The organism is Chryseobacterium sp. POE27 (assembly GCF_039727685.1).
GTDB lineage: Bacteria > Bacteroidota > Bacteroidia > Flavobacteriales > Weeksellaceae > Chryseobacterium.
Genome location: NZ_CP152475.1, coordinates 956,504 through 973,184, shown reverse-complemented (window position 1 = coordinate 973,184; position 16,681 = coordinate 956,504). Strand labels below are relative to the sequence as shown.

Below are 16,681 nucleotides of genomic sequence, written 5' to 3'. Positions count from 1 at the left end.
GAAAAAGCCGGATTCAATATTGAGATCCGGCTTTATATCGTTTAAATTAAGCTTTTCTGAGCTTACTGTTTTTATATCCGTAGCAGAAATAAATGATCAGTCCTATCGCAAACCACAGTCCAAACCAAAACCAATTGTCGTGGCTCATTCCTGTCAAAAGATACAGACATGAACTCAATCCGACCAAAGGGATTAAGGAAAAGTTTTTAATAAAGGTTAGAACACAAAGAACGAAATTAATCAGAATAAAAAATACGATAGACGCTCTGAATTCTCCTTCTTTTGGATCTTTCCAGTCCATGAGTTTCCCGAAAAATTCAGGTTGCCAGAAATAGAATCCGATCAGTCCACCGATAAAAATAACCGGGAAAATGATTTTGCCATTAATATAGGGAAGATGGAATCTGCCCTTTAATTTTTCTTTTGCAGGGAGCATTAAAACACCAGCACATACCAATACAAAAGCGAAAATAGTTCCGATACTTGTAAAATCCAGGATGAAACTTTTATCCGTGAACAAAATGGGAACGCCTACTACAATTCCTGTAATAATCGTTGCAAATGAGGGGGTTTTGTATTTAGGATGTACTGTCTGAAACTTTTGGGGCATCAGCCCGTCGCGGCTCATCGCATACCATATTCTCGGTTGTCCCATCTGGAATACCAATAAAACTGTCGTGATCGCAACAATAGCAACGAAAGAAACGACAAGCTCCATCCAGGCAACATTGGCATTCGATTTTTCAAAAATAAATGAAAGAGGATCCCCGACACCGTCAAATTTCCTGTAATCTACCATTCCTGTCAACACCAAAGTTAAAGCGATATAAATAACAGTACACAGCACCAGGGAAATGATCATTCCTTTCGGTAATGTTCGTTGCGGATCTTTAGTTTCTTCGGAAAGTACACTTAAAGCATCAAAACCGATGTAGGCAAAGAATACTCCTGAAACTGCGCTCATAACCCCTGCAAAGCCGTTCGGCATAAAAGAGGCTACCTGTGTTTCAGGATTTACAGGTGTCCAGTTATCTGTATTAATGTAAGCAAATCCAACTAATATCACTAAAACAATGACTGCCAATTTTAGAATTACCAAAACGTTATTGAAGTTTTTACTTTCTTTAACGCCGACATAGCACAGCCACGTGATTAGTCCGTTAATAACTAAAGCGGGAATGTCAACAATAAACTTCAAACTTCCAATTAATGGTGCATTTTTCCATGCGTTAATGAGTTCTTTATTTTCGGAGCCGTTCATGAAAGCTTTTTTTAGCTTCTGTATAGCTGCAGGTAAGGTAATCAGGAATGTGCATCCCCATCCTTTCCAGAAAACTGGTAAAATAATCCGACCATGAAAAAGCCACATAAATATTACCAAAAGAATATTCCATAATCAATGCCCAGCCGATAATCCAGGCTATAAGTTCTCCAAAACTGGCGTAAGCATAGGTATAGGCAGATCCTGCCGTGGGAATTCTGCTGGCAAACTCGGCGTAGCAGAGTGCTGTAAATCCGCAGGCAAAACCACAAATCAAATATAAGAGAATCACTCCCGGGCCTCCTCGGAAAACAGCCTCTCCCAAACTGCTGAAACTTCCTGCGCCAATAATCGCCGCAATACCAAAAAACACAATGTCCCAAACACCCAAAACTCTGTGCAGGCTCGTGGATGTATCTGAATCTGAATAGATTTTTCTTCTAAAAAGCTGACTCATTCAATTCTTTTATTTGATTTGAAAAAAGCAAATGTAATTATTTATCTGAAATAATTCAGATTTTCTTAAGGTTTCTTACGGAAAAGTTAAGAAGTCTTAAAAAATTATCCACTTATTAACAATGTGTTAAAACGCTTGTATATACAATATCTTTTCAATATTTTCGTTGATGGATTGTGGATAATTTTTCCGCAGAATTTTAAATATCCTAGACCTGATTTTCAGTCTTAAACGTTTTAAAATTTAAAATTAATGAAATCAAAAAAAATACTTTTAGCGGCTGCGGTGTTCTATTTCGGGATCTCCGATGCACAGCAGTCTCAGTACTTTACTCAAAAAGAAGACTACAGATTCAATCTCGCTGAAAATCTTTATCAGACCAAAATATACAACGCTTCTCAATATGAATATGCCAGACAATATTTCTACAACCAGAATTTGTCGAGGTCGAGACAGGAAGCAGCGCAGTTTTTTGATAACGTAATCGGGGTGATTCTCCAGAAAAATCATGCGGAAGAAGGCTTAACGGCTTTTATCAAAGAATATCCGAATTCGGCATATTTTGCTCAGGCAAATTTGCCGTTGGCAGATTATTATCTCGCTAAAAAAGATTTTCAAAAAGCGCTTGAAACACTTAAAAAAGTTAATCAATATCAGCTTTCTAAAGAAGAAAATACGCAATATGTCCTGAAATTGGGGTACGCAAAGTTCATGATGGGTGATTCTAAAGGAGCAACCGATGCGCTGGAAGAAGCTTATAAAACGGCAGATGAATCTCAAAAAAGGTGATATTGCCTATATGCTCGGGCATTTATACTATTCCGACAGGCAGAATGACAAAGCCTTCCAGTATTTTGACTCGGTAAAAGATCAGCCGAAATATTCAAAGCTCGTACGTCCATATTATGTACAGATGTATTATAACGATAAGGATTACGACAAGGCGATTTCTGAAGGTACAGCTTTACTGAATGAAGATATTTCTGATGCGTACAAAGCCGAAGTTCATAAGATCATCGGAGAAAGTTACTTTATGAAAGGCGACTACACGTCAGCGTATCCTCATCTTAAAGATTATCTGAGTGTTCAGCAGAATCCTTCGGAAAATGATTTGTACGAAATGGGATTTGTGGCGGCTCAGCTTAAAAAGTATGATGAAGCAGTTTCCTATTATAATCAGTTGTTGAACAGCAATTCCGCACTGGCTCAGAATGCTTATTATCAGCTTGGAAATGCGTATCTCGCTGTTGATAAAAAGCAGGAGGCTCTTTCAGCTTTCCGTTCGTCGTATCAGATGAATTATGATCCGAAAGTGAAAAAGCTGGCTCATGAACAGTATGCCAAATTAAGTTACGATATCGGAAACCCGTTTGAAAGTTCTTCAACGGTAATTCAGAATTATATCAACGAAAACCCGAATACCAACGCTTCAGAGATGAGATCGCTTCTCGTGAAATCTTATCTGTATTCAGGAAATTATAAAGAAACGCTGAATGCGATCGACAGACTTCAGAATTCATCTCCTGAGATTGATAAAATTGACCAGGAAGTTTCTTATTTATTGGGAACAGAAGAATTCAACAAAGGAAACTATGACGAAGCAGAACAGTATTTCCTGAGAAGCCTAGGATTTAACATCAATAAAGAATTTAATAACAGAGCCTTATACTGGCTGGGACAGGTATATTATCAAAAAGGTAATTATCCTTCTGCTATTGTTCGCTATGAAAAACTTTTAAATGAAAATTTCCCGGAGAAGCAGCAATTACCTTACGATCTGGGTTATGCTTATTTTAAGTCTAAGAAATTTGATCAGGCAGAACAGTATTTCACGCAATACCTGAAAAACCCGAAACCTGAATTTAAAAATGATGCGGAACTTCGTCTTGCAGATATCAATTACGCCAACAATAATCTGAATGAGGCCATTGCGATCTACGATAAAAACGAAGATGCTACAGACTATACGCTATATCAGAAAGCAATGGCGTTAGGATTTAAAGGTGATACGCAGGCAAAGATCACGAACCTGAAGAGCCTTTTGTCCAAATATCCTGGGTCCGATTATTATGATGATGCTCAATACGAAATCGGAACAGCTTATGCAGCGCAGGATGATTTTACCAATTCCAATGATTTCTTTGCTAAAGTGATCAAAAATTCGTCTGACAAAGACCTTGTTGCAAATGCTTCAATTTACAGGGCTCAGAATTATATCGACCAAAACCAGAGCGATAAAGCTTTAGCTGAATTAAAATCTCTTGGAGAGCAGTACAGAAATACAGCTTATGCTGAAAAAATAGCGCAGGCTGCGAAGCCAATTTTCACTAAAAACGGAGATGTTGCTGGCTATCAGAATTTTGCTAAAAATATCGGGGTAAATGTTGATGCTGCGGAAATTGACGAAATCAATCTTTCCACAGCGAAACAGTATTTTGCCAAAAAAAGATTATAAAAATGCTATTTCGTACTACGAGAAATATTTAACGCAAAACCCTACCGGAGAAGGTCTTTACCAGGCTAAATATGAGGTTGGGGAAAGCTATTATCAGACGAAAAATACAACAAAAGCACTCTTGGTTTTACAGGAAATTGCCAATGTACAGAATGATTACCAAGATGATGCGCAAACACGTCTGGCTCAGATTTATATAGCACAGGGTGATACGGCGGAGGCCAGAAAATATCTTGAAAATATTAAAAATTCTTCAGACGTTAATGTTAAAAACTATGCGAATGTAGAATTAATGAAACTTTATGCTGAAGAGAAAAACTTTGCACAGGCTGAAAAGCTTGCGGATGCCGTTATTGCTAACAGCAAAAACTCTGCTGCCGTGGTCGAAACTGCCAAAGTAATCAAGGCAAGAAGTCTGATGAATTCCGGAAAAGATAAAGATGCACAAACTGCTTACGCTGCTCTTGAAAAATCTTCCAATACGGAAGTTGCTGCAGAATCGCTTTACACCAAAGCATTTTATCAGAATAAAGCGAAGGCCTTTAAATCTTCCAATGAAACGATTTTTAAGCTGGCGAATAATTATTCCTCAGAAGAATATTGGGGAGCAAAAGCGCTGGTTCTGATGGCTAAGAATTATGTAGGTTTAAAAGACAATTATCAGGCGAGCTATACATGCGATCAGATTATTGAGAACTACAAGGATTTCCCTGAAATCGTAGCGGAAGCAAAAGAAGTAAAAAAAGCAGATTAAAAAGTAAAATATTATAATTTAACAATTTATCAATATACCATTTTACCAATTCGAGCTGAATTACATTGTTAGATTGCTACATTATTACATTGTTACATTAATACAGAAAAGTAATGAATAAAAGAATTCAACTATTATCTATATTATTCTTAGGGGTTTCGTCGGTGGCGTTTTCCCAGATCAAAGAAGAGAAACTGATTCTTAATAAAAAGAGAGAACCGGAAGTAAAGAAGATCGAAAAAAAGAAAACTTCGGTAGAAACCATTAAAAATTATCCTCCGGAAGAAAAGTCCCAGAATCCTGTACAGTACAAAATAACGGATGTTCCGGCTGTTACGGATTTTAAAACCTCTACGATTCAGGGACAGGATGTGACGCCGAAATTTGAAGGATCGGCACAAAATAACTACATCCAATTCGGAATGGGGAATTACGGGAAAATTCTCGGCGATGCCAATATTTCCAAAACCCTTGAAAATAAAATTGAAGTCGGTGTCGACGCGCATTTTCTTTCCACACAAGGCCTGAAAAAGGAATATGACTGGGATTCCAAGCAAAGTTCTACAACGTTGGGAGCTTTTCTGAATTCCTACGGAGACAAAGGGAAATTCAATCTGAATGCTCAATATGGGTTAGACAGCTATAACTATTACGGAATTTACGCGATGCAGCCGGGAGATGTCGATCTGGATCAAAGAGTAAATCAGTTTAAAGTAAATGGGTATTACGATTTTTATTCCAATGAAATTCTGAATGATGTACGGGTAAAATCATCTTTTTTGAAAGATCATTTTGATGCACAGGAGAATCAGGTTTCTATTTTGGCAAATCTGTCAAAACATGCGGTGGAAATCGGAAAATCAGGTATTAATTTAAATGCTGATCTTGGTGTAGGCCTTGAAGCGGTAAAAAGTGAATTTGCGATTCTGAATCAAAATTCATCCAATTTTGTTAATCTGAATCTTGCTCCTAAAGTGACTTTCAGAAAAGGAGAATCTTATTTGACATTAGGTTCATCATTTGCTTTTCTGAACTCAAAAAATCAGAACGCGATGATGGCCGAGCAAATGAAAAACAATAAGACCTATTGGTTTCCGCAGGCTGAATTTCAGTACGCCGCAGCCGAAGAATTTAAATTCTATGGTGGGGTAGACGGTGGACTGAAACTGAATACCTATTCAGATTTATTGCAGCAAAATCCATTCATTGTATCTGATCAGTATTTGAGACCGACAGAAACCAAATATCATTTTTATGTGGGTTTGAGAGGTGATATCGATGAAATGTTTAAATATGACGTTTCTGCCGGCTATGGAAAAATGAGAGATATGATGTTCTTCAGAGCAAATGATTTGTTTGATTATACTTCGGTTAACCGTTCTGCCTACAACTATGCCAATACTTTTTCAGCAGTTTACGATAACGGAAATGTTGGAGATATCAAAGGAAGCCTGCAGTATTTTCCTTTAGCCAATCTTGTGCTGGATACGGAAGTGAAATTCACCAAATTTGACCTTGATAACTACTCGGATATCTATAATGTACCACTTGTTACAGCGTCAATTGGTGCAAAATATACGATGTTAGATCAAAAATTAATGCTTGGTTTTAAAGGTATTTTTGCCAGCGACAGAACGACGAATTCATTTGTGCTTGAGGGAGTTGGAAGTCCTACGGTTTATCAGTCTACCGAAGATACCAATGATAAAGTTGGAGGGTATGCAGATTTAAACTTGTCTGCAGAGTATAAAATTCACAAAAATTTCAGTATTTTCGCACTCGGAAATAATCTTCTGAACTCAAAATACCAGACGTATAAAGGCTATAAAGTTCTTGGCGCACAAATTTTGGGAGGAGTAAAGATTACTTTCTAAATATAATTGATAGATGATGAGTGATTACATCATTTATAATTCATCGATTATCATTTATAAAATGGCTCCGTAGTTCAACTGGATAGAATATTGGATTTCGGCTCCAACGGTTGGGGGTTCGAATCCCTCCGGAGTCACTATTAAAAGAAAAAGCTTTAAAATCAATGATTTTAAAGCTTTTTTTGGTTCTATTCATTTCTATAGTCAAGCCTTTATATAAGTTAAATGACTTCATAATTCTAAAGATAAAAAGTCGCTTTTTCAGAAAGTTCCTTTTAAGGTTGAAAGAAAAACGATTTACTTATATTTGCCTCGCAAAGCAAATTCAAATGTTCAAAAAAGTAATCATTGTATTTATCCTTGTTTTTTTTATGGTTTTTTGCCCGGCCCAACAAGTTCGGCCCTCCAAATCATCTGAAATTTACCGCGAACTCAAAACCCTTAAGCACCTGCCTAAAGTTTTATACCTTGCGGCTCATCCCGACGATGAAAATACAGGATTACTCTCCTGGTTAATCAACGACCAAAATGTAGAAACAGGCTATTTATCTTTAACCAGAGGCGATGGAGGACAGAATTTATTGGGTACAGAGCAAGGTGCTGCACTGGGTTTAATCAGAACGCATGAACTTTTAGAAGCAAGAAAGTTAGACGGTGCTCAACAGTTTTTTACCCGGGCGATCGATTTTGGGTTCTCTAAAAATACGACCGACACCTTTAAACAATGGGATACAGATATCATTACAGCGGATGTAGTTTGGGTAATCCGTACATTCCGACCTGATATTATCATTTGTCGTTTTCCGCCTACTGCTGCGGCAGGCCACGGACAACATGCGGCTTCGGCTGTAGTTGCTGAAAAAGCTTTTAAGCTGGCAGGCGATAAAACGGCTTTTCCAAATCAACTAAAATATGTTAATATATGGCAGCCAAAACGCTTATTGTGGAATACTTTCCGTTTTGGCGGGGTCAATACGACTGCTGAAAACCAACTGAAAATCACGGTTGGGCAATATGATGCGCAACTGGGTATGGGCTATGGTGAATTGGCAGGATTAAGCAGAAGTTTACATAAAAGCCAGGGTGCAGGAACACAGTCTGTAGCCGGCATTAAAACGGAATATTTCAGCCACGTTCTTGGCGAGCCGGCGAAAACAACACTTTTTGATGGAGTAACTAAGGCCTGGACCGCAAAAGGTAACGCTGATATTGACCAGGCATTAGATAAAATTGTTTCCGCTTTTAATTTCAATTATCCTGATCTCAGCTTACCTGATTTACTCGCTTTGCGAAAAAAAATAATGGAACTGAAAGATTCAGATTTAAAAAATGATAAAATTAAATCTCTCGACAACATCATTTTAAGCTGTGCCGGATTCATGGGCGAGGTAGTGACTAATCAGGCTGAAGCTGTTGCCGGAGATAACTACAATTTCAGGTTAAACCTCATTTCAAGAGCTGAAAATCCTGTCGTTCTGGAAAATGTAAAATGGGTGAGTAAGTCTGAATCCTTTAATAGAAAGCTATCAAAAGATTCTTTAATTACCATTGAACATAAAATTCAGATTCCTGCTGATGCAGCACTCACAGAACCTTACTGGTTGGTAAAACCGGCCACGAATGCGGGAACTTTCTCTGTTCCCAATGATACATTAATCGGTTTGCCTGAGGCAGAATCACCCCTGAATGTTTTGGTTGGTTTAAAAATCGGTTCGGAAAAGTTTCAGGTTAAACTTCCTTTATCTTTCAAGAAATTAGATCCGGTGCGGGGTGATGTTGTCGAAGCACTGCGCATTGTTCCAGCCTTGGAACTGAAATTTACACAACCACTTTATCTGGTTAAAGAAAATGAAGACCTACATTTGAGTCTAAATGTTAAGGTTAATTCCGATAAACCGTTCGGCAATGGTAAGCTGAACCTGATGTATAATGGAGAACGATTAGGCGGTGCAGATGTAAGTTCAATCAACGGGAAAGATTTTACCATCGATTGCGTTATTCCTAAAAACAAGCTTGCCTCAATACATTCGAATCGTTTGCAATTGGAAGCGAATTATGTTGCAGACGGAGTAATGTATAATAAAAAACAGGTATTAATTCAGTACCCGCATTTACCCTCCTTACAATATTTTGCGCCTGCAACCGTCATCGTGATGAAAGGTGATATTCAGGCGAAGGTTAAAAAAGTGGGTTACCTAGAAGGTGCGGGCGATTTCATTCCTGAGTTCCTGCGCATTGCAGGCATTCAGGTAGATGTTTTGAAAGACGAAGATTTTTATGGCAACATCGATGAATCCGATGGAAATGGTAGTCAGAACAAGCTTTCGCAATATGATGCCATCGTATTGGGTGTTCGTACCAATAATACAGAGAAAAAGCTGGGCCGCTGGATGCCTTTTTTATGGTCTTATGTAAAAGCCGGAGGTAATTTAGTGATGCAGTATAACACCAATCAGGATACAACCGTTAACCAATTGGGAATGTATAGTTTCAGTATTGCCAATAAGAGGGTTACCGAAGAAAATGCTGAGGTTAAATTTTTAAATCCCAATCATAAATTACTGAACTTTCCGAATAAAATTACTGCGGATGATTTTAACGGTTGGGTACAGGAGCGTGGCGCCTATTTCCCTGATCAATGGGATGCAGTGTATGAACCGCTTTTTGAAATGCACGATACCGGTGAAGAGCCTTTGCAGGGATCAACTTTATATACCAAATACGGGAAGGGTAATTTTATTTATACACCATTGTCGTTTTTCAGACAGCTGCCTGCGGGAAATGTCGGTGCGGCACGTTTATTTTTAAACTTTTTATCTGCACAAAAAAAACTGATGAACAAACAACTTAAAAACTGGAATACCTGGTATATATTATTAGCAGCTGCATTGGTGCTTCAGATTGCATTTTATTATGTGTTTACTAAATTCTGGGCATGAGTACTATAGATTGGACAGTTCTTATTTTTACATTGGTTGCTGTGGTTGTTTACGGCGTATTCATCGGTCGTGGACAAAAAAGCAACGAATCCTACCTGAAAGCAGATAATAAAATGCCCTGGTACATTGTGTTGATCGGTATTATGGCGACACAGGCAAGTGCCATTACTTTTCTTTCGGCACCGGGTCAGGCTTATACGGATGGTATGCGTTTCGTTCAGTATTACTTTGGTTTGCCATTGGCGATGATCGTTATCTGTATCACTTTCATCCCGATTTTCCAGCGTTTAAATGTGTACACCGCCTATGAATATCTGGAAAACCGTTTTGATAAAAAAACAAGGGTACTCACTTCACTGCTTTTTCTTTTTTCCAGAGGCTTATCAACAGGAATCAGCATTTACGCTCCGAGTATCATCTTATCAAGCGTTTTAAACTGGAATATTTATTTGACGAATGTTTTGACAGGTGGAATTCTGTTGATTTATACCTATGTTGGCGGAGCAAAAGCGATCGCGCATACCCAAAAATTACAGTTTCTCATTATTCTGGGAACCATGGCTTTTGCAGGTTATTTGCTTATTCAAAATATGCCGAATGGAATTGGTTTCAACGATGCGCTTTATCTGGCAGGGAAATCCGGAAAGCTCAATGTAATCACCACAAAATTCGATTGGAAAGATAAATACAATATCTGGAGCGGATTGATTGGCGGTTTTTTTCTGGCATTGTCTTACTTCGGTACTGACCAGAGTCAGGTGGGGAGGTATATTACAGCGAAAGACAATACCAATGCAAAAATGGGCTTGCTGTTGAACGGATTGGTTAAAATTCCGATGCAGTTTGCTATTCTCCTGATTGGTGCTTTGCTTTTCGCTTTCTTTTCTCTAAAACCGGCTCCGATTTATTTTAACGAACGCTCTTACCAATATTTAAAGGAAACAAAACCGGAACAGGCTGCAGTATTTGAAAAAGAGCATCAGAATTTGCAGACAAAATTTAATGCAGAATCTAAAGAAATTTTAAAGCTGAAGGAAATTCAATCTCCCCGACTTAATAAAACAATTCAGGATTTTAAAAGCACACAAACCCAGGTAAAAGCGCTTCACGGCAGGGTAGAGGAAGCGATCAATCATTCAAACTATAATGCGGAAAAAACGGATACGAATTACATTTTTCTGTATTTCGTAAAGAATACCCTGCCTGTCGGGATGATCGGTTTACTGTTTGCCGTCATTTTTCTGGCCAGCTGGGGTTCCATTTCGGCAGCGCTGAATTCCCTCGCTGCCTGCTCATTAAAGGATGTTCATTTACTATTTAAAAAAGAAATTCCTGATGATGTAACCGAACTCAAGTACAGCCGCCTACACACTTTAGCCTGGGGGATCTTCTCAATCGGTGTAGCCATGTTTGCTACTCAAATGGGTTCGCTTATTGAAGCGGTTAATGTATTGGGTTCACTTTTCTACGGCCCGATACTGGGGATTTTTCTGGTTGCATTTTATTATAAAAAAATTACAGGGTCCAATGTATTTATTTCTGCAATTTTATCTGAAATTGCGGTTATTGCCGTTTATCAGTTTGATATCGTTTCTTTTCTTTGGCTTAACGTCATCGGGGCAGCGGCGGTAATTATATTTTCTGCTATCGGGTTGCTGTTTTATAAGCCGAAAGCAGTAAATTCGTAAACGAATAACAAACAGACAAATAAAAATATTATGAAAACAATGATTAAATCTGCCACCATGCTTTTTGCTGCAATGACGATTTCAGTAAATGCCTTTGCCCAGGAAGCTAAAAAACCTGCCAGCCCGCCGGCTACTGCTACGGGAAAAATTAAAGATGCAACCATTACAATTGCCTATAGCAGTCCTTCTGTTAAAGGGCGTACCATCTGGGGTGGTCTGGAAGCTTATGATAAAGTTTGGCGTGCGGGTGCCAATGAAGCCACTACTTTTGAAACGGATAAAGACATTACCGTTCAGGGTAAAAAACTTCCTGCAGGTAAATACAGCTTTTTCTTAATCCCTAAAGAAAGCGGAACCTGGACTGCGATTTTTAACAAAGAGGCAAAACAATGGGGCGCCTATAAATACGAAGAAGCAAAAGATGCTTTACGTGTTGATGTAAAAACAAAAGCTTTACAAGCAAGACAGGAAAATTTAGTTTATAAAATAAACAAAAATGGATTCACAATGGATTGGGACAAAATCTCAGTTCCTGTAGAAATAAAATAAACTTAAGCAATACCTTTTAATAGGATTGATGAGAGTTTTAAATCTTCTACGAAAGTATTCAAAAATAACCTCGGGGTCAAAAAGAGACAATATTGCTTTTATGCGATATTGTCTCTTTTTTATTTATAAATATTTATATTATATTCAAATTTTATAAATTTTCTTTTATTAATCGCTCGTAGATAAGAAGAAAAAGCAAAATAATTTATTTCAAATTCAACGGTAAATAATAATACTTAACGGTGTATTTTATATTTTTATCGTAAAAATGCTACATCTTGTCGATTTAAATTGATTAAAAAGGTCTATCCTGATACTTTTGAGTTATAATTTTTATGGCGATGAAAAAATCAGTTTTTATTATTGCAGCATTTTTTTTAGGGTATGGATTTCTACACGGACAGACAACCGTAACAGGGCGTGTGACGGATAATGAAGGTAAGCCTTTATCTTTTGCTTCTTTAAAATTCTATAATGTAAAGGATCCACAGTCTTTTACCGAAAAAATAGCTGATGAGAATGGTAAATTTCAGATTTTGTTTCCAGAAAGCGGAACTTATAAAGTAGTTACTTCTTATAAAAATTTAGCTCCTTTCTCTCAGCAGTATAATTTCAATGATCCTGAAGTTTCTGTTTCTATAGCATTGCCAAAAGAAAAAGTAACGGATATTCAGGAGGTGGTAGTAAGTAAGAGAGCAAAATCTACCATAGTAAGAAAGATCGACAGGATCGTGATGAATGTATCTGATAATCCTATTGCTGCAGGAAAATCTTCTTTAGATTTATTCAGACTTGCTCCGGGAGTTTTCGTGAACAACGGTAAAATTTCCATCAACGGTGTATGGGGCACCAGAGTAATGGTAGACGGAAAAATGCTGAACATAAGTGGTATCGATCTGAAGAATTATCTGCAGAATTTAAGATCAAACGAAATACAGTCGATTGAAGTAATCGCGCATCCTCCGGCAGAATTTGATGCTGAAGGTTCCGGCGGAATTATCAATATTATTCTGAAAAAGAATACCAAAGAGGGAATCAACGGATATATCGGAACTGATTATTCAATTGGTTTGGGAAAATATCCGAGCTATAATCCATATGCAGCCATTAACTACAAAAAAGGAAAATTTGGTTTAAGTTCAAGTTATTCTTATACAAATAGCAAAAGCTATGAAGAGCTTACTCAAAAAAGAGATTTTCCTAATGGCGGAAAATATGAACAATCTTCAACAGATATTCAGAAAAATAAAAGTAACCGAATAAAAATTGGTTCAACGTATGATTTTTCGGATAAGCAATCTATAGGTCTGCAATATACGGGGCAGTTCAGTAACTTTTCAAGCAATTCTGTTGCAGATTCTTATATTTCTTATCCTAATGCAAGTAATAATCTTAGATCTTTAGGAAGCTTTCCTACGGAGTCCAAAACGAATTATCACAATGGAGGTCTTAATTACAGTATAAAAACGGATACACTGGGTTCAAAATTCAGTTTCGTGACAGATTATACCTACAACAAAAGAACAGGAAACAGCATCAGCGACAGCAGGGATCTGGATGTAAACAATATGATTGTAAGAGATACTTTGTTCAGATTTTCATATCCCAGCACGGCAAAAATTTTTACGGCAGATGCGAAATATAACTGGAATTTTAAATCCGGAAATAACTTAAGTTTCGGAGCTAAGGCAACAAGTACTGATATCGATAATGAGAACAGTTATGAAATATTTCAAAACTCCTGGTATAACGTTCCTGAAAATAATTTCAATTTTAAATACAGAGAAAGAATATATGCTGCTTTTGCAAGCTATAGCGGTGAGTGGAAAAAAATTGAATATAAATTAGGAATCAGAGGGGAACAGTCGGATGTATCCGGTAACCTTTCAGGGAGCCAGGAAGGGGAGGTTTCTCAAAATTATTTCAACTGGTTTCCGTCATTATTCCTGAAGAGAAATTTAGATACAGAGGGAAATAACTTTTTAGCTTTTTCATACAACAGAAGAATAAAAAGACCTTCTTATTTTGATCTGAATCCGTATAAATATTATATCGATAATTATTCAGTAACTACAGGAAATCCTTATCTCAAACCTCAGTTTACCAACTCTTTCGAGGTAAGCGGAATGTGGAGTGGAAAATATTATACAGCATTAAGTTATAATTACACTACCGATATTATCGCCCAGATCATCGAAAATTATCCGGGGCAGGAATTAATGACCGTAATTAAGTCTAATGCGGGAACAAGTAAAGTGCTGACGGCTACCATAAGTGTACCGGTAAATATTGCAAAATGGTGGACGACCAACAATAATTTACTCTTAACTTATACTGTGTCAAAATCGCCGTACTTCTTGATAGAAAAACCGTCGTTTATACTACAGTCTGAGCAGGAAATTTCATTAGGAAAAGGATATACATTTACTTTAAATGGATTTTATACCCCACAAATGGTAACTGGAAATATTGTTACCAAAGGGATTGCCGGCGTAGACGTAGGACTACAAAAAGAAGTTTTTCAAAAACCAGCTTACGGCGAGAGCATCGGTGAGTGACGTATTTTACACCAATAATTATAAAGCGACGAGCTACTTTAATGACACAGAAATTCATATCAGTCATAAAGAGCAATCCAGGGTACTTTCACTTTCTCTGATCTACAATTTCAAAAGCGGAGAAAGCTTTAAGGCAAAGAAGATAGAATCCAGCAGTGCTGATGAAAAAGGAAGACTTTAATATTATAAAGGGCTAAAAACTAATAACCATAAAAACTAAATCAACATGAAAGAAAAGAATTTAAAAAAAACAAAAAAACGAGGTCCATTAATAAATAATCCAATGGAAATCGAAAAAGTGAATGAAGATGAATCCGGACAATTATCAGGTGGCTTTTCAGATGCTGTTTCGGAAGAACCTATACGGGAAGATGGAGAGATTACCGGAAACTTTTTTAAATGCAAGTGTGTGGTACATCCTGACACAGGAACAAATCCATAATTTCTCAAATATAAATAAGATATAATAAAGCTGTCCTAAAAAAGACACGCTCTAAAGATATTGTTGCAACAACACGGGGAAAACTGAAAACCGGTATAAAAGAGTAAGTAATAACCATAAATTAAATTAAAATGTCTAAAGATTTAAACAACTCAAACGACAAGGCTCTTGAGCACTTATCAAAATCATTACAATTCGAAGCTGTAAACGAAAACGAAGCCGGACAATTAGCTGGAGGTTTCTCAGATGCTGTTTCAGAAGAACAATTAGAAGATATCAATATTAACATCTTCAAATGTAAGTGTTCTGTAAAGCCGACTGAGCCTACTACCAGTACCAACTAAGCCTTAATTTTAAATTTTAAGTCAGCCTATTTTTTTAGGCTGACTTCTCTAAAAAACTAATTATGAAAACAAGCCAATTTAATCACAATATTTTTCATAATAATAAGAACTATATTTATAATTCTTTCAGTAATAAGTTTATAGCCATTGATGCGACGATATTAGACCTGTTCAAAGCATTGAGAACGGAAGAAGATATTGTAGATCTTTCGGGTTATCATCCTACTTTTTACCAGTCATTATATAAAAATGGTTTTATTGTGGAAAAAGAGGTCGATGAGGTTGATAAGGTGCGTACACTGAGCAAGAAAATCGACAGTGATGAAACTCATTATTCCCTGATCGTAAATCCTACGATGAACTGCAACTTTAAATGCTGGTACTGCTATGAATCTCACGTGAAAGGGTCGAAGATGAACAACGAGACTGTCACTAAAACCTGTCTACTCATCAACAATATCATTACTACAAAAAAGGAGTTGAAAACTTTTCATATTTCCTGGTTTGGAGGAGAACCTTTGATGTACTACAAAGAAGTAATAGCACCTATTATGGCCTTCGCAGACAAGATCTGTAAAGAATACGGGGTGGAATTCGATACCCAGTTTACTACCAATGGCTTCCTTTTCACAGACGAAATGATCGAAGAGCTGAAAGCATATACCGTAAACGGATTTCAGATCACACTTGACGGTAATAAAGCATCACATGATACTGTAAGATATGTAAACGCAAAGCGTGGCTCATATGATGTGATTATGCAAAATGTGAAAAAACTTTGTGAGAATGACTTCAGTGTTGGGATAAGAGTAAATTTCACCAATGATAATCTTGATGATTTCGAAGAAGTGTACAAAGATCTTCAAAAGATCGATGTGGAAAAGAGAGATTATGCTTCCATTGCCTTTCATAAGGTTTGGCAGGTTGTAGAAGATGCGCAGACTACAGAAAGAGTAAATGAGCTCATTAGAAAGGTAAAAGAACTTGGATTTGCGGCCCATGAAGGAGCTGTTCCGGACAATGTAAAGCACTCGTGCTATGCCGACAAAATCAATAATGCCACGATCAATTACAACGGAGACGTATTTAAATGTACCGCCAGAGATTTTTCCGGAGGTTCTAAAGAAGGTGTTTTAAAAGATAACGGTGAAATAAACTGGAATGATAAATTCGAAGAAAGAATGAACATTAAGTTTAAAAATAAGCCTTGTCTTTCATGCTCCATTCTTCCTTTATGCAACGGAGGTTGCTCGCAGCATGCATTAGAAAATAAAGACAAAGATTATTGTGTTTATGATTTTGATGAAAACCAGAAAAAGGAAATCGTAAGGAAGAAACTGATAAGAATAGCCGGCTAAGT

The 16,681-nt window shown here is 37.1% G+C and carries 9 protein-coding genes, 1 tRNA gene and 2 pseudogenes; 11 read left to right on the top strand and 1 reads right to left on the bottom strand.

The features are described from left to right. Positions 1–46 precede the first annotated feature (46 nt). Positions 47–1,718, bottom strand: a pseudogene (locus AAHI02_RS04510) (amino acid permease). Positions 1,719–1,970: 252 nt separating this feature from the next. On the opposite strand from AAHI02_RS04510, the pseudogene AAHI02_RS04505 reads away from it, so the two are divergent. The 11 genes and pseudogenes from AAHI02_RS04505 to AAHI02_RS04455 all read left to right on the top strand — a co-directional run bounded on the left by AAHI02_RS04505 (position 1,971) and on the right by AAHI02_RS04455 (position 16,679). Next, a pseudogene (locus AAHI02_RS04505) lies at positions 1,971–4,927 on the top strand (tetratricopeptide repeat protein). Positions 4,928–5,040: 113 nt separating this feature from the next. Then, entirely contained in the window at positions 5,041–6,801 is a 1,761-nt protein-coding gene (locus AAHI02_RS04500) for a TonB-dependent receptor (RefSeq protein WP_346985630.1), read from the top strand. A gap of 63 nt (positions 6,802–6,864) precedes the next feature. Continuing rightward, positions 6,865–6,938, top strand: a tRNA-Arg gene (locus tag AAHI02_RS04495). A gap of 192 nt (positions 6,939–7,130) precedes the next feature. Then, complete coding sequence (locus AAHI02_RS04490) at positions 7,131–9,740, top strand: PIG-L family deacetylase (RefSeq protein WP_346985629.1); 2,610 nt, start codon at positions 7,131–7,133, stop codon at positions 9,738–9,740. Then, a complete protein-coding gene (locus tag AAHI02_RS04485) occupies positions 9,737–11,428 on the top strand; it encodes a sodium:solute symporter (RefSeq protein ID WP_346985628.1) in 1,692 nt (563 codons plus the stop codon). Before AAHI02_RS04490 ends, AAHI02_RS04485 begins: the two co-directional genes overlap by 4 nt. 30 nt (positions 11,429–11,458) lie before the next feature. Beyond that, on the top strand, positions 11,459–11,977 hold the full coding sequence (locus tag AAHI02_RS04480; protein ID WP_346985627.1) for a DUF2911 domain-containing protein: 519 nt from the start codon (positions 11,459–11,461) through the stop codon (positions 11,975–11,977). Between the two features lie 341 nt (positions 11,978–12,318). Further along, positions 12,319–14,535: an outer membrane beta-barrel protein gene (locus tag AAHI02_RS04475; protein WP_346985626.1), complete on the top strand. Its 2,217-nt coding sequence runs from the start codon at positions 12,319–12,321 to the stop codon at positions 14,533–14,535. Continuing rightward, positions 14,528–14,716 carry a hypothetical protein gene (locus AAHI02_RS04470; protein WP_346985625.1) on the top strand — a complete coding sequence of 63 codons (189 nt, stop codon included), beginning with the start codon at positions 14,528–14,530 and terminating at the stop codon, positions 14,714–14,716. Before AAHI02_RS04475 ends, AAHI02_RS04470 begins: the two co-directional genes overlap by 8 nt. Before the next feature lie 45 nt (positions 14,717–14,761). Beyond that, entirely contained in the window at positions 14,762–14,977 is a 216-nt protein-coding gene (locus tag AAHI02_RS04465) for a hypothetical protein (protein ID WP_346985624.1), read from the top strand. Positions 14,978–15,108: 131 nt separating this feature from the next. After that, positions 15,109–15,321 (top strand): hypothetical protein, encoded by a 213-nt coding sequence (locus AAHI02_RS04460; protein WP_346985623.1) that lies wholly within the window; start codon positions 15,109–15,111, stop codon positions 15,319–15,321. A gap of 62 nt (positions 15,322–15,383) precedes the next feature. Beyond that, a complete protein-coding gene (locus AAHI02_RS04455) occupies positions 15,384–16,679 on the top strand; it encodes a radical SAM protein (protein WP_346985622.1) in 1,296 nt (431 codons plus the stop codon). Positions 16,680–16,681 lie beyond the last annotated feature (2 nt).